This window comes from Streptomyces sp. NPDC098789, from assembly GCF_044759975.1.
Classification (GTDB): domain Bacteria; phylum Actinomycetota; class Actinomycetes; order Streptomycetales; family Streptomycetaceae; genus Streptomyces.
Genome location: NZ_JBIWAJ010000001.1, coordinates 436,505 through 455,435 on the forward strand (window position 1 = coordinate 436,505; position 18,931 = coordinate 455,435).

Consider the following 18,931-nt stretch of genomic DNA (forward strand, 5'->3'; position numbering starts at 1 on the left):
GGTACCTTTTCAACCCCGTCCACCGCCCGGATTCCAGGGAGACGGCCGCATGACCACCGGTAGTCGCCACGACCGCGACACAGCGGCGCAGCCACAGCGCTTCGTCATCAGCTTCGCGGGGTTCAACCGCCCCTGGGCCGTGTGGATCGCCCACCGGCTGGAGGAGCACGGCCACCGCGTCGCCCTCCAGCGCTGGGACCCGCAGAACAGCTCCGGCCTCGACGAGGCCCTCGACGACCTCGCCCGCGGCGGCGGCCGGGTCCTGGTCGTCCTCAGCGAGCGGTACTTCTCCGCGGGCACCCACACGGACGAGGAATGGAACACGGCGCTGCGCACGGTCACCGCCGCCCACCCCGACCGGTTCGCCGCCGTCTGCCTCACCGACGCCCCGCTGCCCAGCGCCGTCGCCGCGCTGGAGAAGACCGACCTGTGGGGGTTGGACGCCTACGAGGCCGAGTACCGGGTGCTGCGCAGGCTGGAGCTGCCCACCGAACGGATCGGCACCGAGACCGGCCGCCGCGGCCCCCGCTTCCCCAACGACCCGCCCGAGATCTGGGGCCGCGTCCCGCGCCGCAACCCCCGCTTCACCGGCCGCAACGACGTCATCGGCAAGCTCCGCGCCGCCCTGACCGAGGCACCCCCCGGCGCCGCCACGGTCACCCTGCTCGGACTGTCCGGCGTGGGCAAGACGCAGGTCGCCACCGAGTACGCCTACCGCTTCGCCTCCGAGTACGACGTGGTGTGGTGGGTGCCCGCCGAGGACCGGCCCACCCTGCGCGAGCGGCTCGCCGACCTGGCGCCCGCCCTCGGGCTGCCGCGCGGCGCGGGCAGTTACGGCGAGCAGATCCGGGCCGTCCTCGAAGCGCTGCGCCGCGGCTCCCCCTTCAACCGCTGGCTGATGGTCTTCGACGGGTGCGACAACCCCGACGACCTGACCGACCTGCTGCCCGGCGGCGCGGGCGACGTCATCATCACCTCGCGCAACCGCGAGTGGGGCAACCGGCACACCAGCCTGGTCGAAGTCCCGCTCTACGCCCGCCCCGAGTCCATCACCTTCATCCGCCGCCGCGCCCGCCGCCTCACCGGGGACGAGGCCGACCAGCTCGCCGAGGCGCTGGAGGACTACCCGCTCGCCCTCGACCAGACCGCGGGCTGGCTCGCCGACTCCCCGCTGAGCGTGGGCGACTACCTCGCGCTGCTGCGGCGCAGGCTGGACTCCCGGGAGGCGGTCGCCGTCTCCGACGACTACCCGCTGCCCTTCCCGACCGCGCTCGCCATACTCCTCAACAACGTCCGCGAGAACTTCCCCGACGCCCTGGCCCTGCTGCGGCTGTTCGTGTTCTTCGCGCCGGGCCCGGTCCCGCTGCGCCTGCTCGGCGAGTTCCCCGCGGACGACGTGCCCGAGCAGCTCGCCGGGCTGATCAACGACCAGATCCGCTGGAACGCGGCCCTCAACAAGCTCGTGCAGTTCTCCGTCGTCCGCCTGGAGTACTCCGACCTGCCCGTCGAGGAGGGCGGCGGCGGCCTGGAGACCGTCCAACTGCACCGGATGGTGCACGGCATCGTCCGCGAGAACCTCTCCGAGGACGAGGCCGAACCGCTCTCCCGCGCCGTCCGCCAGGTCCTGGCCGCCGCCGACCCCGGGCGGCCCTCCGACTCCCGGCTCTGGCCGAGGTACGCCGAGCTCATCCCGCACCTGGAGACCGCCGGGGTGCTCACCAGCACCAACCCGCGGATCCAGTCCTTCCTGCTGCGCTGCCTGCGCTACCTGATCCTGGCCGGGGAGTACCGCAGCTGCCTGCGGCTGTGCGAACAGACCGACCTGGCCTGGCGGTCCATGCTCGGCGAGGACCACGACCGGGTGCGCGAGCTGAGCTACCAATACGGCGGGGCGCTGCGCAACCTCGGCCTGTTCCGGCGCGCCGAGACCCTCACCAAGGCCGTCGCGGACCGGCTCGTCGACGAGCGCGGCGACCGCGACCTGGAGACCCTGCGGGCCACCAGCGCCTACGGCGGCGTCCTGCTGTGCATCGCCAAGTTCGAACCGGCCCGCGCCCTCTTCGAGCACTGCCTGACCACCTACCGCGAGCTCCTCGGCGAGGACGACTCCACCACCCTCAACGCCCAGAACAACCTCGCCGCCACCTACCGGCTGCTGGGCCGCTACCAGGAGGCCTACGACCTCGACCTGGAGACCCTGCGGCGCCGCGAGCGGGTGCTGCGCTCGCACCACATCTCCACCCTCTCCTCCGGCATCGCCTGCGCCATGGGCCTGCGGCTGATGGGCCGCTACCGGGAGGCCCAGACCCGGCAGGAACAGGGAGTCAAGCTCAACAAGCAGATCCTGGGCGTCAACCACCCGCAGACCCTGCGCGCGGAGCACAACCTCGGTCTGTGCCTGCGCCGTTCGGGGGACATCCCCGGCGCCGGCACCCGGCTGCGGACCGTCTGGGAACGCGCCACCCGGGTCTTCGGCGCCGACTACCCGTGGACCCTGATGGTCGCCTCCGACTACGCCACCTACCTGCGCGAGTACGGGGACATCGAGGAGTCCCGGCGGATCTCCGAGGCGGTGGTCCGGGGCTACCAGTCACAGCTGGGCCTGGCCCACCCGTACAGCATCGGCACGGTCGGCAACCTGGGGCTGGTGCTCCGGGCCCAGGGCGAGCGGGAGGAGGCCCTGAGCCTGTGCGAGCAGGCCCTCGTCGGGATGCGGGGCGCGCTCGGGGAGCGGCACCCTTGGACCCTGGGCAGCGCCCTGAACGCGGCGGGCTGCCGCAACATCACCGGGCGGCTCGACGACGCCGTGCGCCTCAGCCGGGACACGCTGCGGACGGCGGAGCGGGTGCTGGGGCCGGACCATCCGATGGCGCTGAGCGCGCAGATCGCGTTGGCGGCCGACCTGCGTGCGCTCCAGCAGACGGACGAGTCCCGCAAGAACGAGGACGACGCCCTCAAGGCCCTGACCCGCACCCTGGGCACCCAACACGTCCACACGGTCTCGGCCCGCCAACGGGTCCGCCCCTACTGGGACTTCGAACCCCAACCGTAGGCCGGGTCGCTCCTACTGGGGGCGGATCAGGTCGTCCGGGCGGTCCAGCCAGGCGCGTTCCCCGGCGCTGTCCACGGTGAGCCCGAACCGCTCGAATCCGGGTCGGCCCCGATCCGTCCACCACCGGTGGGCCGCTTCCGTCTCGTCCCACAACCGGCGTGGACCGGACTGGACCACCGCGTACTCCGTGGCACCCGGCTCGTAATCGGCCGTCGCCCATGACCGGGCGTCCAGGCTGTACGTCCACAGCGTGTAGCCGCCGTCCTCGTACGGCTCGGTGCTCCAGAACACGCCGGGCACCCGCAGCCCGATCGCGAACTGTTCGACCCACCCACCGACTTCGGTGGGCGAGAGGCGGGTGACGGTCTTGCGGCCGCCCGCGGGCCACTGTCGGCCGTGGAAGTGGTCTTCATGGGTCGGCCGGTCGGTTCGCTGCTGCCGTAGCCGCATGAAGGCACTGGAACGGGTGAAGTGTCCGCTGGCGGTACCGTCCTCGCCCACGGTCAACCGGACGACGGCCTCGCCGCCGTACTCCGTTCCCCACGGAGCGACGACCAGTCCGCCCGCGACCGTCTGCTCCACCCACGGGTAGGGGACCTTGCCGACGGCGCACGTGGCGATCACCCGGTCGTACGGTGCTCCGCCGGCGTATCCGGCCCGGCCGTCCCCCACGATCACGAGGGGGGACAGCTCCGCGGCGCGAAGGTTCGCCCCCGCGCCCCGGGCCACCTCGGGGTCGCACTCGATCGTGGCGATGTGCTCGGAGCCCAGCCTGTGGGCGAGGAGCCCGGCGTTCCAGCCCGTGCCCGCACCGATCTCCAGGACCTTGTCGCCATCCTGGACGTCGAGATCGGCCAGCATGCCGAACACCATGCTCGGCTGGGAATTGGAGCTGCTCGGGGTCCGCCCGAGGCCATCCCCACTGTGCATTCCGTCGTCCCATTGCGTGGTCAGCGGAATGTCCGAGTACACCGCTGCGAGCCATCCCTCGGGGTCCGCCGCACGGTCGACCAAGGGGTTCTGCTCCGTCCCGGACGGGATACCGGGCCACACGCGGGCCGGTACGAACGCCTCCCGCGGCACTGCCCGGTACGTCGGCAGCCAGTCGGATCGCAAGGCGCCCGAGGCGACGAGCGCGAAGGCGAGCCCCGAAGGGCCCGCTTCCTCTTCGCGTACGGTCATCCGGCGCTACTTCTTCGCGGGGCCGGAGCCGTCGGAGCTGTTACCGCCGCTCCCCGTGTCCGTACCGCCGCCACCGTGCCCGCGGCCGCTGCTGCCGTCGTCCTGCTGACTGCCACCCTGACCGGATCCGGTCCCGCCACCGTGCTGACCACCCATGATCTTCTCCCCTTTCACTCCGCGAACCCGATGCCCGTCCCGATCACGGCAACCTGGGCGGGTCGGTCGTGCGGGTGGTTCCCCAGCTCCGCGTTCTGCACGGCCACGGCCGACATGTTCCCGACCGCCCACGCGATCTCACGATCCCTGTCGAGCGCGTCACAGACCCCGCACCCCGGCACGGGCACCGGTTCGCGCGGACCAGTCGGTGCTGTCTCCTGTTGCGCTGCCGTCGCCATGCCACACCCCTCCGCGTTGCCTACCGGATGACAATCACGCTAGGAGCAGCAGAGGGGGGCTAGCTACGTTGTTACACGAGATTGCACGCGAGTTACCCGAGCGAGGTAATGGCATCGGTCACCAGTGCACGGGCACGTCCGCCGTAGACGGCCATGTCCGCCAGTTCACTGAAGGCCTTTATGTACAAGGCGACTTCGGACGGCGCTGTGACCGTCACGTCTGCCGATAGCAGTTCCACAGCTGCGCGCTCGTCATCGAACACCATGAACGTCTCGATCGGCCACATACGGCGGGGGGTGGTGCGGGGGATGATTCCCAGCGAGACGGACGGCAGCGACATGACAGCCAGTAGGTAACCGAGCTGACCAGCCATGACCTCGGCGTCGCCGAAGCTGTAGTACAAGACGTCTTCCTCAATGATCAGCGCGAAGCGGTGGTCCCCCTCGCGGATCACGTGGGATCGGGCCATGCGCGCCTCGACTGCCTGTTCCACGTCGTTGGGAATCTGGCGAAACTCTGTGATCGACGTCAGGAGTGCCCGTGCGTACCCATCCGTCTGGATCAGTCCGGGGACGACGTTGGAGCAGTAGACGCGAAAACGTCGCGTTCGTTCGAACAGGGGAACCGCGGATTCCTGAAGTCTGCGTAGCCCCGTTCGCTGCTTCCGGCGCCAGTCGACGTACATGGAGTCGGCGGAGCGGTTTGCCGCGATCAGATCGGCAGTCTGGTCCGCCGCACCACAAGCGATGCACCACGCCTTGATATCGGCGTCTGATGGCGGGGTCTTGGCGTTTTCGATCCGGGATGCCTTGGCCGTGCTCCAGCCGGCCCGGGAAGCTAGCTCGCGTCCTGTGAGTCCCGCATCCAAGCGCAGGTCACCGAGGCGTGCGGCAAGTGCCTCGCGGGCAGCCTGCGCACTGGACGATGGGGATACGGGCATGAGCTAGCTATCCAGGGTGGGAATCGAGTCGTCAGACCTTGAAATCCTCGTGTGGCGTGGCGCGTCGCCACACCGCCTCAAAGGCGGACGAGCACAGCTCGGCAACGGCAGGTGCTTGTGTCCACTCCTCGCCGAGGTATTCACCGTCTCCTGAGAAGTGGCCGAAGCGAACGAGCCCGCCGTCGAATACCCAGAAGTCGTTTCCGGGCAACGCCAGGTCGGACGCCTGCCGTCGCGGTAGCCAGCGCACGAGCTCACCCGCCGCCACGTTCATGAACGTGCCGTCGTACTCGAACCGGATGTACTCCGAAACCGGCTCGGAGACGATCCGAGCCCGTCGCACCACGACGCCGCGGGCAACGGTCTCCGTCACGAGCGAGTGCCAGGAGCGCCACCATGACGAGCGGTCGTCCGGGTCGTGACGCTTGCCCGCCTTCCACTCGGCGTAGCGCCCCGTCTCGTTGTCGACCGCGTAGGAGTCGCGCAACTCGAGATGCACAGCGGAGCGGGTGCTCCGGGCTAGCACTTCATCGAAGTCGAACGCCGGCCCGCTCTGCTTCATCGCACGCCTTCCTGATCGCGGCCACCATGCGCAGGGGCAGCCGAACCACTCCTTCGCCGTCGGGGATGGGGCCAGTCAGCAGGCACTCGGCCAACCTCGCCTCATCAGGCTTCCACCCCTGGAACAGCATCTCTTCCGCTTCTACGTCCACCCACACGGTCGGACAGTTCCGCTCGTCCGTATCGGGGTCCTTCGCGATGAACACTAGGGCCATGACTACCTCCCACAGTGAGGGGGGTTGCACCTGATTGCACGACCATCCCCCTCTCGGCCGGTAGCGTCAAGACGGCAACCAGCCATGACAGTTGAGTCGTACGGAGTGGGGTCGGCGGCCGGGTGACGGGCCGTGACGGTGGGGTGGGTGGGTCGTTGGGCGGGCATGAAGAAGATGATCACCACCGCGGGCCTGGTTCTCGCGAGCGTCGCCCTCGCCGCTCCCGCCCACGCCGACAACGACTCGAACTTCGGCAGCGGAGTCAACGCGGCCAACAACTGGGGCTTCACCGCCGCCGCCGTCTGCTTCCAGGAGCTGGCCGTCGTCCCCGTCGGCGGCGCGTGGAACGGCAACACCTTCAACCACTGCACCAACGGCAACGTCCTGAATCCCGCGAAGTAGGCCTGACCGCAGGTCGGCGGGACGCCGGAAGGCCCGGCCCCCGAGGGGGCCGGGCCTTCCTTGGTTTGCTCGGCTCAGCGGCAGCGACTAGGCCTCGAAGACCTCGTTCATCAGCAGCTGCTGCTCCGCCTGGTGGCGCTTGGCGGAGCCGACGGCCGGGGACGAGCCGTGCGGACGCGAGATGCGGCGCAGGCGCTCGCCGGCCGGGACCTCGGCGCCGACGGCCAGGTCCAGGTGGTCGATCAGGTTCAGCGCGATGAACGGCCACGCACCCTGGTTCGCCGGCTCCTCCTGGGCCCAGATGTACTTCGCCGCGTTCGGGAACTTGGCGATCTCGGCCTGGAGCTCCGCACCCGCGAGCGGGTAGAGCCGCTCGATGCGGATGATCGCGGTGTCCGTGATGCCGCGCTTCTCCCGCTCGGCCTCAAGGTCGTAGTAGACCTTGCCCGCGCAGAAGACGACCTTGCGGACCGCGTTCGGCTCCACGGTGGCGTCGCCGATGACCGGGCGGAACCCGCCGGTGGTGAACTCCTCCGCCTTCGACGCCGCGGCCTTCAGGCGCAGCATCGACTTCGGGGTGAAGACGATGAGCGGCTTGTGGTGCGGGTTGTGGACCTGCCAGCGCAGCAGGTGGAAGTAGTTCGACGGCAGGGTCGGCATCGCGACCGTCATGTTGTCCTGCGCGCACATCTGGAGGAAGCGCTCGGGACGCGCGGACGAGTGGTCCGGGCCCTGGCCCTCGTAGCCGTGCGGGAGGAGCAGCGTGACGCCGGAGGTCTGGCCCCACTTCTGTTCCGCGGAGGAGATGAACTCGTCGACGACGGTCTGCGCGCCGTTGACGAAGTCACCGAACTGGGCCTCCCAGAGGACCAGCGCGTCCGGACGGGCCAGCGAGTAGCCGTACTCGAAGCCCATGGCCGCGTACTCGGAGAGCAGCGAGTCGTAGACGTTGTAGCGGGCCTGCTCGTCCGACAGGTACAGGAGGGGGGTGTAGTCCTCGCCCGTCTCCCGGTCGATGAGGACCGCGTGCCGCTGACCGAAGGTGCCGCGGCGGGAGTCCTGGCCGGACAGTCGGACCGGGGTGCCCTCCATCAGCAGCGAACCGAAGGCCAGGGTCTCGCCCATGCCCCAGTCGATGGTGCCCTCGTCGATCATCGCCGCGCGGCGCTGGAGCTGCGGCAGCAGACGCGGGTGGACGGTGACGCCCTCGGGGATGGTGACCTGGGACTCGGCGATCCGCTTGACGACCTCCTGGGAGATCGCGGTGTTCACGGTCACCGGGAAGCCGGCGGCCGGGGCCACGACGGCCGGGGCGGCGACGGCGGGCTGCGTGGCGGCCTCGCGGACCTCCGCGAAGACCTTCTCCAGCTGGCCCTGGAAGTCCTGGAGCGCTTGCTCGGCCTCTTCCAGGGTGATGTCGCCGCGACCGATGAGGGACTCGGTGTACAGCTTGCGCACCGAGCGCTTCTTGTCGATCAGGTCGTACATCAGCGGCTGCGTGAAGGCCGGGTTGTCGGACTCGTTGTGGCCGCGGCGGCGGTAGCAGATGAGGTCGATGACCACGTCCTTGTTGAACGCCTGACGGAACTCGAAGGCCAGGCGTCCGATGCGGACCACGGCCTCCGGGTCGTCGCCGTTCACGTGGAAGATCGGCGCCTCGATCATGCGGGCCACGTCGGTCGCGTACATCGACGAGCGCGAGGACTCCGGGGCGGCGGTGAAGCCGACCTGGTTGTTGATCACGACGTGGACGGTGCCGCCGGTGCGGTAACCGCGCAGCTGCGACATGTTCAGCGTCTCGGCGACGACGCCCTGGCCCGCGAAGGCCGCGTCGCCGTGCAGGGCGACGGGCAGGACGGTGAAGTCCGTGCCGCCCTTGTTGATGATGTCCTGCTTGGCGCGGACGACGCCCTCCAGGACCGGGTCCACCGCCTCCAGGTGCGAGGGGTTGGCGACCAGCGAGACCTTGATCTGCTCGCCGTCCAGGCCGGTGAAGGTGCCGTTGGCGCCCAGGTGGTACTTGACGTCGCCGGAGCCGTGCATCGACTTCGGGTCGAGGTTGCCCTCGAACTCGCGGAAGATCTGCGCGTACGACTTGCCCACGATGTTCGCGAGGACGTTCAGGCGGCCGCGGTGGGCCATGCCGATCGCGACCTCTTCGAGGCGGGCCTCGGCGGCCGAGTCGATGACGGCGTCGAGCAACGGGATGACCGACTCGCCGCCCTCCAGGGAGAAGCGCTTCTGGCCGACGTACTTCGTCTGCAGGAAGGTCTCGAAGGCCTCGGCGGCATTCAGCCGGCGCAGGATGCGCAGCTGCTCCTCGCGCTCCGGCTTGGTGTGCGGGCGCTCGATGCGGTCCTGGATCCAGCGGCGCTGCTTCGGGTCCTGGATGTGCATGAACTCGACGCCGGTGGTGCGGCAGTACGAGTCGCGCAGCACGCCGAGGATGTCGCGGAGCTTCATCATCGACTTGCCCGAGAAACCGCCGACCGCGAACTCGCGCTCCAGGTCCCACAGGGTGAGGCCGTGCTCGGTGATGTCGAGGTCGGGGTGCTTGCGCTGCTTGTACTCCAGCGGGTCGGTGTCGGCCATGACGTGGCCGCGGACCCGGTAGGAGTGGATCAGCTCGAAGACGCGGGCGGCCTTCGTGACGTCGTCGTCGTGCGAGGCGTCGATGTCCCGGAGCCAGCGGACCGGCTCGTACGGGATGCGCAGCGCCTCGAAGACGTCGTCGTAGAAGCCGCTCTCGCCGAGCAGCATGTTCGCGACGACGCGCAGGAACTCGCCCGAGGCCGCGCCCTGGATGGTGCGGTGGTCGTAGGTCGAGGTCAGCGTCATGACCTTGGAGATGCCCAGCTTGTTCAGGGTGTCCTGCGAGGTGCCCTGGAACTCGGCGGGGTAGTCCATCGAGCCGACGCCCATGATGACCGACTGTCCGGGCATCAGGCGGGGCACGGAGTGGACGGTGCCCAGGCCGCCGGGGTTGGTCAGCGAGACGGTGACGCCGGTGAAGTCGTCCATCGTCAGCTTGCCGACGCGGGCCCGGCGGACGATGTCCTCGTAGGCCTGCCAGAACTCGAAGAAGTTGAGGGTCTCGGCCTTCTTGATGCCGGCGACGACGAGCTGGCGGTCGCCGTTGGGCTTCACCAGGTCGATCGCCAGGCCGAAGTTGATGTGCTCCGGCTTGACCAGGGTCGGCTTGCCATCCTTCTCCGTGAAGGAGTAGTTCATGGACGGCATGGCCTTGATGGCCTGCACCATCGCGTAGCCGATGAGGTGGGTGAAGGAGATCTTGCCGCCCCGGGCGCGCTTCAGGTGGTTGTTGATGACGATGCGGTTGTCGAACAGCAGCTTCACCGGGACGGCGCGGACGGACGTGGCCGTCGGCACCTCCAGCGAGGCGTTCATGTTCTTGACCACCGCCGCGGCGGGGCCGCGGAGCGTCACCAGCTCGGGGCCCGCGGGGGCCTCGGCGGCGGGCGCGGCCTTGGCGGCGGCGGGAGCGGAGGGGGCGGCGGCGGCGGCCGGAGCCGGTGCCTGAGCGGAGGGCGCGGCCGGTGCGGCGGCCGGGGCCGGGGAGGTGACAGTCACAGCAGGGGCACCAGAGGGGGTGGCAGGAGCAGGGGCAGGAGCTGACACGGGCGTGGGCGCGGCGGCGGGGGTCGGCGCGGCGAGCGCCGCCCCCGTGGCGGCGTCGGCGGCCTGCGGGGCCACGGCGGCGGGGGCGGCCTGTGCGGAGGCGCCGTCCGTCGTCGGGGACTTCTGGGGCTCTTCCGCCTTGGCCGCGGCGGCTACGCCACCCGGCTTGTAGTCGGCGAAGAAGTCCCACCAGGCCCGGTCTACCGAATTCGGGTCCTGGAGGTACTGCTGATAGATCTCGTCGACGAGCCACTCATTCGCGCCGAAGCCTGAGGCAGGGGTCTTCCCGCTCTCTGCTGATTCGGTCGTGGTGCTCGAGTTACTGGGGGACTGTGGCGACACGGCGGCAACCGCCCTCTTCCGCTTCACAAGGTATGGACAGCGGGAATAAAGGCTACGCCTCCCCGGCGGTCAGATGCAGACCGGGCGGGACTTCCGTCGTGCAGGTCACATCGAACGGCGGGTTTCGCCGGTAGGAATGGCGGGAAACAAGCGTGGTTCGGGTAGGGGTCACCCAGGTTGCGGCCCCCTGGCTTCGCACCCCTGACGGACCCCGGGCCGATGTGGCCGAGATCATGTCCTTCCCACTCGAACCCTACGTCAACACGCTACCTACGAGCTGCCCGGAAGTGTGACAAGGATCCGGCAACCACGAGGAGATTCGGCCACGCCGATGTGGCCTCCGTGCAGGCCGACGGCCCAGCGGGCGATCGCCAGGCCGAGTCCCGTGCCGCCGTCACCGCCCCGGGCGCTGCCCCGGTTGAAGCGCTCGAAGACCCGCAGCCGCTCCGACTCCGGAATGCCCGGGCCCTCGTCGATCACCTCCAGCGCCAGGCTCCCCGATCCCTCCGCGGACCGTGCCCGGACCGTGACCCGGCCGTGCGGCGGGCTGTGCTTGACCGCGTTGTCGATCAGGTTCGCCACGACCTGGTGGAGCCGCTCCGCGTCCGCGTGGGCCGCCAGGTCGGGCGGGAAGACGTCCAGGTGCAGGTGCACGTCGTTGCGGGTGTGCCCGCCGGAGCCGGTGCTCAGCCCGGGCCGGCCGGCCGCCGCCAGACCCGATTCCTTCAGGACTCCCGACAGGTAGGGCCACACCTCGAAGCTGCGGGCCTTGAGCGGGACCACCCCGTTGTCCACCCGGGACAGGTCCAGCAGGGTCTCCACGAGCCGCCCGAGCCGCTCCGTCTGCTTGAGCGCCGTGCGCATCGTCTCGGGGTCCGCGGCCGAGACCCCGTCCACCACGTTCTCCAGCACCGCGCGCAGGGCCGCGATGGGGGTGCGCAGCTCGTGGGAGACGTTCGCGACGAGCTCCTTGCGGTGCCGGTCCACCGCCTCCAGGTCGTCGGCCATCAGGTTGATCGTCGCGGCGAGGTCGCCCAGCTCGTCGCGCCGGCCCGAGCCGCGCACCCGGCGGGTGAAGTCGCCGTGGGAGATCGCCTTGGCCACGGTGGTCATCTCGTCCAGCGGCGCGGTCAGGCTGTGCGCCACGAACTGGGTGATCAGCATCGAGGCGATCACCGAGAAGACCGTGATGAAGCGGACTTCGGTGGCCGTGCGCATGGCCACCATCAGCAGGCCCGTGGTGATGAAGACCGAGACCACCACCAGGGTGCCCAGCTTGGTCTTGATCGAGAACGGCGAGTAGGGCCTGAGCCCGGGCCCGGGCAGCCGCCCGCTCACGGCTGCGCCGGGGTCTCCAGGGCGTACCCGACGCCGTGGACCGTACGGATCCGCTCGGCGCCGATCTTGCGGCGCAGGGCCTTGATGTGGCTGTCGACCGTGCGGGTCCCGGAGGCGTCCGCCCAGTCCCAGACCTCCGCCAGCAGCTGTTCCCGCGAGAGCACCGCGCGCGGGGTGCCCGCGAGGCAGACCAGCAGGTCGAACTCGGTCGGCGTCAGGTGCACGTCCTCCGCCTGGACCCGGACCCTGCGCTGCGCGTGGTCGATCTCCAGGTCGCCGAGGCGCAGCGTCGAGCCGCGCGGGGCGTGGGCGGCGATCGTCGCCCGCTCCACGCGGCGCAGCAGGACGTGCGCCCGGGCGGCCAGCTCGCGCATGGAGAACGGCTTGGTCATGTAGTCGTCGGCGCCGACCCCGAGGCCGACCAGCAGGTCCGTCTCGTCGTCGCGCGCGGTGAGCATCAGGACCGGTACCGGCCGCTGGGCCTGGACCCGCCGGCAGACCTCCAGCCCGTCGAAGCCGGGCAGCATCACGTCGAGCACGAGCAGCTCCGGCAGCCAGCTCTCGGCGGCCGCGACGGCGGAGGGCCCGTCCGCCGCGGTCTGCACCTGGAACCCCTCGGCGCGCAGCCGGGCGGCGATGGCCTCGGCGATCGTGCGGTCGTCCTCGACGACGAGCACCCGCCGTTGTGCGCCGGGGGTGGCGGGTGACGCCGCGGCCCCGTTGTGGGTGGTGTGTGTCTGATCCATGTCCCGCCCCGGATAGTCCGACGGGGGACCCGTGAAGATCCCGCGTGTTGGGGTGCAGCGTAGAGGAGGCGCAGGGCCTCGGCTACGAGGGGTTCAGGGCGAGGTGCACGACGTCCGGGACACCTCGGGCAACCGGCACCTCTTCCGTCCGTACCGAGCTGAATCCGGCATTCCGCAAGGCGTGCTCGAACAGTGCGGACGGTTGTGCGGACCATACGGCGAGCACCCCGCCCGGGGTCAACCGGGCCCGGCAGGCCGCCAGTCCGGCCGGGGCGTAGAGCCCGCGGTTGTCCTCGGTCACGGTCCAATCGGGGCCGTTGTCGATGTCCAGGCAGAGGGCGTCGTAGGGCCCGGAGGCGGGATCGAGCAGGTGCGCGATCAGATCCGCCCGGACGATCTCGACGCGCGGGTCCGCCAGGGCCGGGCCCGAGATCGCGTCGAGCGGCCCGCCGCGGTGCCAGTCGATGACCGCCTCCTCCCGCTCGACCACGCTGATCCGCCCCCAATCGCCCCGGGCGGACGCGTGGGCCAGCGAGAAGCCGACCCCGAGCCCGCCGATGAGCAGGGCCGGACGCGCTGCCGGTGCCGCGTCGCCGGTCGCCCCGGTCCCGGTCGTCCCGGAGGAGCCGGTCAGGGCGAGCCGGGCGGCGTCGACGAGCAGGCGCTCGGAGCGCCCGTCGGAGGTGTCCATGAGGAAGCAGCCGTTGGCGATGATCTCGTACGTCCCGCCGCGGCGGCGCAGGACGACCTCGCCGTACGGGCCCTGGCGGCGGTCGATCGTGACGGGGGCGGTGTCGGGGGCGGTGGGGCCGGTGGGGGAGGCGGAGGAGACGGGGGAGGCGGAGGAGACGAAGGCTGACACGGGCGGATCCTCTCCGTGACCGGACGGTCACTCGATCCCACAACGAAGCCCCGCCGGCGGGGGTTCCACCGGCGGGGCATCGTTCGTCACGTCCGCGAGGTCCGCGAGGTCCGCGAGGTCCGTCAGGTTCTTCGGGTCTGTCAGGTCCGCGAGGTCCGGCACGTCCGTCAGGTCCGGAGCCGGTCCGTCAGGTCCGGCGGGCCGTCGGGGTCGGCCGGGCCGCGGTCAGCCCCCGGCGGGGGACACGCCCGGCAGGCGCAGGCCGTGGCCCGCGGGGAAGACGGGGTCCAGCGTGTCGTTCGGCACGTCCGGGCGGGACGCGGCCACGGCGGCCATCGACCGCGGCAGTTCGAACGGCAGCCGCCCCTGCGCCTCGGCCCGCCCGAAGGCCACGTCCAGCAGCGCCGCGTCGGCCGCGCCGTAGTCCGCGATCAGCGCCGCCGCCCGCTCCGCGATCTCCGGGAGTACGGCGGCCCGCTCCAGGTTGACGCACACCAACGTGGGCACGGTGTCGAGCAGGCCGAGGATCCCGGCCAGCTCCGGCTCCGGGAAGGCCAGCGAGCCGGAGTGGAAGAAGGACTCGAACACGTTCTCGCGGGGTTCGTACGGCGTGCGCAGCCGCAGCACCGCCAGGTCCGCCCCGGCCGGGTCGGCGACCACGTCCCCGTACGCCGCCGCCACCGCCGGGTCCACGTTCTCGACGTACAGCTTCGGCCGGCCGGCCAGCGGCAGGAAGGCGTCCCGGTTGGTCAGGACGGTCAGGGAGCGCCGCTGGGTCGCCGCGCCGAGCGCGGTGAAGTCGGCCCGGCCGACCGTGGCCTCGGCGAGGTCGGGGTCGACGTACGGGTTCTCGAACAGGCCGAGGACGAACTTCTCCCGCAGCAGGCGCCGTACGGAGGCGTCGATCCGGGATTCGGCGATCCGCCCGGAGCGCACCAGCTCCACGACGACCTCGGGGCACTGCTCGCCGCCGAACTGGTCCGCGCCCGCGTCCAGGGCCCGCGCCGCCCGCTCGGCGACGGACAGGTGCTCCAGCCCCCAGGCGCGTGCCGGGTGGACCTCGCCGAAGATCACCGAGTCCGTGAGCAGCCCCCAGTCGGTGCAGACGATCCCCTCGAAGCCGAGCTCCTCGCGCAGCAGGCCGGTGACGACGCCCTTGTTGAAGCCGAAGCCCACCTCCTCCCAGTCGGTCCCGATCGGCTGGCCGTAGTACGGCATCATCTGCGCGCATCCGGCCGCGATCGCCGCCTTGAAGGGCTCCAGGTGGTGCTCGCGCATCCCGCCCGGGTAGACCTGCTCCTTGCCGTGGGCGAAGTGCGGGTCCTCGCCGTCCTTCTGCGGGCCGCCGCCGGGGAAGTGCTTGACCATCGCGGAGACCGACTCTGACCCCAGGCGCTCGCCCTGGAGGCCGCCCACGTACGCCCGCACCAGCTCGCCGGTCAGCTCGGCGTCCGAGCCGAAGGTGCCCGTCTGGCGGGCCCAGCGGGGCTCGGTGGCCAGGTCGATCTGCGGGTGCAGGGCGACCCGGAAGCCCACGGAGAGGTACTCGCGGCGCACGGTGTCGGCGAAGGCGCGCACCAGCTCGGGATCGCCGATCGCGGCGAGGCCGAGGGCTTCGGGCCAGGCGGAGAAGGCGCCGGAGTTGAAGGAGGCGCCGATGTTGTCGGTGAAGGCGTGCCGCGGGTCGGTGGAGAGGGTGACCGGGATGCCGAGGCGGGTGGCGGCGGCCATCTCCTGGACGGAGTTCTGCCACAGCGCCATCTCGCGGGCGCCGTAGGTGCCCAGCAGGTTGAAGTGGGTCAGCAGCCGCTCGCCGATCAGCTCGGGCGTGGTGTGCGGGAGCATCGAGCCGTCGGTGTCCGTGACGGGCGTGCCGTCGGCGTTCATCATCAGCATCGAGTGGAAGAGCTGGCCCGCCTTCTCCTCCAGGGTCATCCGGGAGAGCAGGTCCTCGACGCGCCGCTCGACGGGCAGGCCGGCGTCCTGGTACGGGTGCTGGGGGTCCTGGGGGGCCTGGGGAAGCGGCACGGGGTACTCCGGCGTGGGCTGGGAGGCGGGCGGACGCGTCCAGCCAAGCGCAAAAACCTTGTACCCACTAGGTATTCGGAAGTGACCTGGGTCACTGGCCCCTCGGCCCGGGGAGGGCCCGAGAAGCCCCGAGGGGGCCGCACTAGGGTGGTCCGCATGGCAGCAGCAGCACGGGAGCAGGGGCGCACGGCCCGCAAGGGCGCGGGCGGGGCCGCCGCGGCCCGGGGCACCTACGCCGTGGGCGACGCCCGGCGCCAGAAGATCCTCGACACCGCCGTGGACCACTTCGCGCGGTGGGGCTTCCACGCCTCCTCCCTCGCCCGCATCGCCAACGACTGCGGGATCACCCAGGGCGGGCTGCTGCACCACTTCCGGGGCAAGGAGGACCTGCTGCTCTGCGTCCTCGCCCAGAGCGAGCTGCACGACGTGGAACGGCTCTTCACGGACCCGCCCGGCGGCCGTGACGGGGGCGCCGTCCCCGCGGACGAGGGGGCGGTGGCCCGTTACTTCGCCACCGTCGTCGCCCTCGCCGCGGACAACGCCCGGCGGCCCGGCATCGTCCGGATGTTCCAGACCCTCGTCGGCGAATCCGGCAACCCGGGCCACCCGGCGCACGCGTACTTCACCGAGCGCTACGCCCGGGTGCTCGACCGGACCGTCGCCCTGCTGGAAGCGGGCGTCGCGTGCGGGGAGCTGCGGGCCGACACCGACTGCGAGGCGGCCGGGCGCGAGACCCTGGCCGTCATGGACGGCCTCCAGATCCAGTGGATCCTGGCGCCCGGGGCCGTGGACATGCCCGTCCTGCTGCACGCCTTCCTGGACCGGCTGCTGCGCGGCATCTCGACCGGCGGCGCGGGCCTGGGGCCGTACGTCCCCGCCTAGGCGGCGGGGCCGGGCTTGCCCTTGATCTCCCCCGGCTACCGCTGGGAGGTGCCCCCGGGGCGGGCTGGGTCGGGCTGGCCTCCGCCGTGGCTGATGGTGCCTCCGGCGGGGTCGATGGTGCCTCCGGCGGGCCCTCAAACGCCGGGCGGGCTGGATTCGCCGGGCGGGCTGGATTGGCGGGTCCTCAGCCGCCCGGCTGGGTTGGGCGGGCCCGCAAACGCCGGGTGGGCTGGATTCGCCGGGTGGGCTGGGTTGGCGGGTCTTCAGTCGCCGGGCTGGGTTGGCGGGTCCTCAGTCGCTGGGTGGGCTGGTGGGGTCGAAGGACGGTAGGGCGTCCAGGATCTTTCGCAGGGACGGCGGGATCGCGCCGTCGGACGCGGTCACCTCGTGGCCGGCGTGGGCGAAGGCGTAGGTGAAGCCGTCGTACACCGTCGCCCCGCCCGTGGCCGCCGGTGGCGGGTGGACGAAGTCGACCTGCCGGACGGCGGCGCGCAGCCCGTCGAGGCGGGCGGCCGTCAGCTTCCCCGTGCCCACCGGTTTCGCCGAGCCGTCCAGGAGGGTCCACGACCCGTCGTCCAGGACGTCCAGGGTGCTCCGGTGCCCGGCGAAGCCCCCGCTGCGGGTGACCCGCAGCAGCTGCGCGGCGCGGCTCGGGGTGGCGCGGCCGGTGGGCGTGCCGGGGGCGGTCGGTGCCGCGGTGGCGGAGCCCGTGGTGCCCGGAGCGGCGGTGGGGGTGGGGGCGGCGCTGCTGGACCCCGGCCCGGGGGCGGGGTCCGGTCCGGCCGGTCCGGTGGACGTGCAGCCGCCGAGGGCGAGCACGAGTACGACGGCCAGCGCGCCGACGGCCGATGCGGCCGCCGTTCGGTACGTTCGCACACCCCACCTCCGTGAGGACTCGGGTCGCCCCCGAGTATGGAGGTCCCGCGCCCGCACGTCACCCGGAGGCACACCATCAGCCGCAACACCGCCTGGTTCCGGCCGTGGCCCGGAGCGTGGCGCTGGCTGCCTCCGCTGCTCGCGCTCGCCCTCGGCCTGTGGGAGCTGCCGCGCGGCGGCTCCATGTGGCGCGACGAGTCGGTGACCTACCAGGTCGCCCACCGGAGCTTCGGGCAGCTCACCGGTCTGCTCGGGCAGGTCGACGCCGTCCACGGCGTGTACTACCTGCTGATGCACGGCGTCTTCGCGCTGTGGGACGGCGTGCTGTGGGCGCTGCGGCTGCCCTCCGTCGCCGCCACCGCGCTCGCCGCCGCCGGCGTCGCGGCGCTCGCGCACCGGCTGGCCGGGGAGCGGGTCGCGCTGCTCGCGGGAGCGGCCTACGCGGTGGCGCCCCCGGTGCAGATGTACGCCCAGGAGGGCCGCTCGTACGCGCTGGTCGCGGCCGCCGTGAGCTGGGCGACGTACTTCCTGGTGCGCGAGCGCTGGGTCGCCTACGCCGTGGTGCTCGCGCTCGGCTGCTGGCTGCACGAGTTCGCCGTACTGGCCCTGCTCGCGCACGGCTTCGTGGCGTGGCGCTCGCGGGCCTGGCGGTGGAGCGCCCTGGCCGTGGCGCTCTCGCTCGCCCCGCTGGTGCTGCTGAGCGCGGGGCAGGCGCAGCAGCAGCTCGGCTGGCTCGGCCGCCCGAAGCCGGCCGACTGGGCGGCGTACGTCGTGGTCGCGGGCGCGGCGCTGCTGCTCGCGCGGGGGATCCCGGACCGCGCGCTCGTGCGCGTCGCGCTGCCCCTGACGCTCGTACCGCCCGGACTGCTGCTCTTCGTCTCGCTGGTGCACCCGCTGTACGTCGACCGGTACGTGCTCTACGCCCTCGCCGGCCTCGCCCTGCTCGCGGGGGCCCGGCTGGCGGCGGGGGGCTGGGTCGCCTGGGTGGTGGCGGCCGCGCTGCTATTGCCGTTCGGCTTCTGGTCGGCGTGGCTGCGGACGCCCGAGAGCCGCAAGGACGACGTCCTCGCCGTCGCGGCGGCCGTCCGGGCCGAGGCCCGCCCGGGGGACGCGGTGCTCTTCATGCCGGCGCGGCGGCGCGAATGGCTGCTGTCCTCGCCCGGGGTGTACGGGCCGCTGGACGACGTGGCCCTCGACCGGTCCCCGGCGACCTCGCGCACCCTGTGGGGCACCGAACTGCCGGCGGAGCGGCTGCGCGCCCGGCTGCTCGCCGCCCCCCGGGTCCTCGCGGTCCTCGACCCGGTGGGCGAACCGGTGGACCCGTACCCGCGGGAGGCGGTGAAGCGGCAGGCCCTGGCCGCGCACTTCGACCTGTGCCGGATCGTCCCCGTCCACGGCGCCCGCCTGGCCGTCTTCGCCCGCCCGGGCGGCTGTTCGTAGCCACCTCGGGACCCGGTTGGGCAGGATGGG

Annotated in this window: 15 protein-coding genes; 4 read left to right on the forward strand and 11 right to left on the reverse strand. The window is 71.8% G+C overall.

Features of this window, described 5'->3' with window-relative positions:
• Positions 1-49: 49 nt before the first annotated feature.
• The gene (fxsT, locus tag ACIQWR_RS02240; protein ID WP_404004392.1) at positions 50-3,052 is read left to right on the forward strand and encodes an FxSxx-COOH system tetratricopeptide repeat protein; all 3,003 of its coding nucleotides are present in this window, start codon (positions 50-52) and stop codon (positions 3,050-3,052) included.
• Between the two features lie 12 nt (positions 3,053-3,064).
• Here fxsT and ACIQWR_RS02245 read toward each other — a convergent pair whose 3' ends face one another.
• The 5 genes from ACIQWR_RS02245 to ACIQWR_RS02265 form a co-directional block, all read right to left on the reverse strand.
• Positions 3,065-4,234: a protein-L-isoaspartate(D-aspartate) O-methyltransferase gene (locus ACIQWR_RS02245; protein ID WP_404004394.1), complete on the reverse strand. Its 1,170-nt coding sequence runs from the start codon at positions 4,232-4,234 to the stop codon at positions 3,065-3,067.
• Between the two features lie 6 nt (positions 4,235-4,240).
• Complete coding sequence (locus ACIQWR_RS02250) at positions 4,241-4,390, reverse strand: hypothetical protein (protein WP_404004397.1); 150 nt, start codon at positions 4,388-4,390, stop codon at positions 4,241-4,243.
• 331 nt (positions 4,391-4,721) lie between these two features.
• Positions 4,722-5,570 (reverse strand): helix-turn-helix domain-containing protein, encoded by an 849-nt coding sequence (locus ACIQWR_RS02255; protein WP_404004399.1) that lies wholly within the window; start codon positions 5,568-5,570, stop codon positions 4,722-4,724.
• A 31-nt stretch (positions 5,571-5,601) separates the two neighbouring features.
• Entirely contained in the window at positions 5,602-6,132 is a 531-nt protein-coding gene (locus tag ACIQWR_RS02260) for a DUF6879 family protein (protein ID WP_404004401.1), read from the reverse strand.
• Entirely contained in the window at positions 6,098-6,346 is a 249-nt protein-coding gene (locus ACIQWR_RS02265) for a hypothetical protein (protein ID WP_404004404.1), read from the reverse strand. The genes ACIQWR_RS02260 and ACIQWR_RS02265 overlap by 35 nt, the downstream gene beginning before the upstream one ends.
• 165 nt (positions 6,347-6,511) lie before the next feature.
• Between ACIQWR_RS02265 and ACIQWR_RS02270 the strand changes: the two genes are divergently transcribed.
• Complete coding sequence (locus ACIQWR_RS02270; RefSeq protein ID WP_404005019.1) at positions 6,512-6,748, forward strand: hypothetical protein; 237 nt, start codon at positions 6,512-6,514, stop codon at positions 6,746-6,748.
• A gap of 87 nt (positions 6,749-6,835) precedes the next feature.
• Here ACIQWR_RS02270 and ACIQWR_RS02275 read toward each other — a convergent pair whose 3' ends face one another.
• The 5 genes from ACIQWR_RS02275 to ACIQWR_RS02295 form a co-directional block, all read right to left on the reverse strand.
• A complete protein-coding gene (locus ACIQWR_RS02275; protein ID WP_404004406.1) occupies positions 6,836-10,729 on the reverse strand; it encodes a multifunctional oxoglutarate decarboxylase/oxoglutarate dehydrogenase thiamine pyrophosphate-binding subunit/dihydrolipoyllysine-residue succinyltransferase subunit in 3,894 nt (1,297 codons plus the stop codon).
• A gap of 270 nt (positions 10,730-10,999) precedes the next feature.
• On the reverse strand, positions 11,000-12,067 hold the full coding sequence (locus ACIQWR_RS02280) for an ATP-binding protein (protein WP_404004408.1): 1,068 nt from the start codon (positions 12,065-12,067) through the stop codon (positions 11,000-11,002).
• Entirely contained in the window at positions 12,064-12,813 is a 750-nt protein-coding gene (locus ACIQWR_RS02285) for a response regulator transcription factor (protein WP_354382789.1), read from the reverse strand. The genes ACIQWR_RS02280 and ACIQWR_RS02285 overlap by 4 nt, the downstream gene beginning before the upstream one ends.
• A gap of 82 nt (positions 12,814-12,895) precedes the next feature.
• Positions 12,896-13,675, reverse strand: a complete 780-nt coding sequence (locus tag ACIQWR_RS02290; RefSeq protein ID WP_404004411.1) for a spermidine synthase — start codon at positions 13,673-13,675, stop codon at positions 12,896-12,898.
• Positions 13,676-13,900: 225 nt separating this feature from the next.
• A complete protein-coding gene (locus ACIQWR_RS02295) occupies positions 13,901-15,703 on the reverse strand; it encodes a glycoside hydrolase family 3 protein (RefSeq protein WP_404004413.1) in 1,803 nt (600 codons plus the stop codon).
• Positions 15,704-15,859: 156 nt separating this feature from the next.
• Between ACIQWR_RS02295 and ACIQWR_RS02300 the strand changes: the two genes are divergently transcribed.
• On the forward strand, positions 15,860-16,585 hold the full coding sequence (locus tag ACIQWR_RS02300) for a TetR/AcrR family transcriptional regulator (RefSeq protein WP_404004415.1): 726 nt from the start codon (positions 15,860-15,862) through the stop codon (positions 16,583-16,585).
• Between the two features lie 291 nt (positions 16,586-16,876).
• Here ACIQWR_RS02300 and ACIQWR_RS02305 read toward each other — a convergent pair whose 3' ends face one another.
• Entirely contained in the window at positions 16,877-17,461 is a 585-nt protein-coding gene (locus ACIQWR_RS02305) for a hypothetical protein (RefSeq protein ID WP_404004417.1), read from the reverse strand.
• A gap of 36 nt (positions 17,462-17,497) precedes the next feature.
• Here ACIQWR_RS02305 and ACIQWR_RS02310 point away from each other — a divergent pair, with 36 nt between their 5' ends.
• A complete protein-coding gene (locus ACIQWR_RS02310) occupies positions 17,498-18,901 on the forward strand; it encodes a hypothetical protein (RefSeq protein WP_404004419.1) in 1,404 nt (467 codons plus the stop codon).
• The last annotated feature ends 30 nt before the right edge of the window (positions 18,902-18,931 follow it).

Coding starts and splice junctions, on each gene's coding strand:
- ACIQWR_RS02310 (WP_404004419.1), top strand. CDS start 17,498: ATGGAGGTCCCGCGCCCGCACGTCACCCGGAGGCACACCATCAGCCGC.
- fxsT (WP_404004392.1), top strand. CDS start 50: ATGACCACCGGTAGTCGCCACGACCGCGACACAGCGGCGCAGCCACAG.
- ACIQWR_RS02250 (WP_404004397.1), bottom strand. CDS start 4,390: ATGGGTGGTCAGCACGGTGGCGGGACCGGATCCGGTCAGGGTGGCAGT.
- ACIQWR_RS02285 (WP_354382789.1), bottom strand. CDS start 12,813: ATGGATCAGACACACACCACCCACAACGGGGCCGCGGCGTCACCCGCC.
- ACIQWR_RS02265 (WP_404004404.1), bottom strand. CDS start 6,346: ATGGCCCTAGTGTTCATCGCGAAGGACCCCGATACGGACGAGCGGAAC.
- ACIQWR_RS02245 (WP_404004394.1), bottom strand. CDS start 4,234: ATGACCGTACGCGAAGAGGAAGCGGGCCCTTCGGGGCTCGCCTTCGCG.
- ACIQWR_RS02270 (WP_404005019.1), top strand. CDS start 6,512: ATGAAGAAGATGATCACCACCGCGGGCCTGGTTCTCGCGAGCGTCGCC.
- ACIQWR_RS02300 (WP_404004415.1), top strand. CDS start 15,860: ATGGCAGCAGCAGCACGGGAGCAGGGGCGCACGGCCCGCAAGGGCGCG.
- ACIQWR_RS02255 (WP_404004399.1), bottom strand. CDS start 5,570: ATGCCCGTATCCCCATCGTCCAGTGCGCAGGCTGCCCGCGAGGCACTT.
- ACIQWR_RS02260 (WP_404004401.1), bottom strand. CDS start 6,132: ATGAAGCAGAGCGGGCCGGCGTTCGACTTCGATGAAGTGCTAGCCCGG.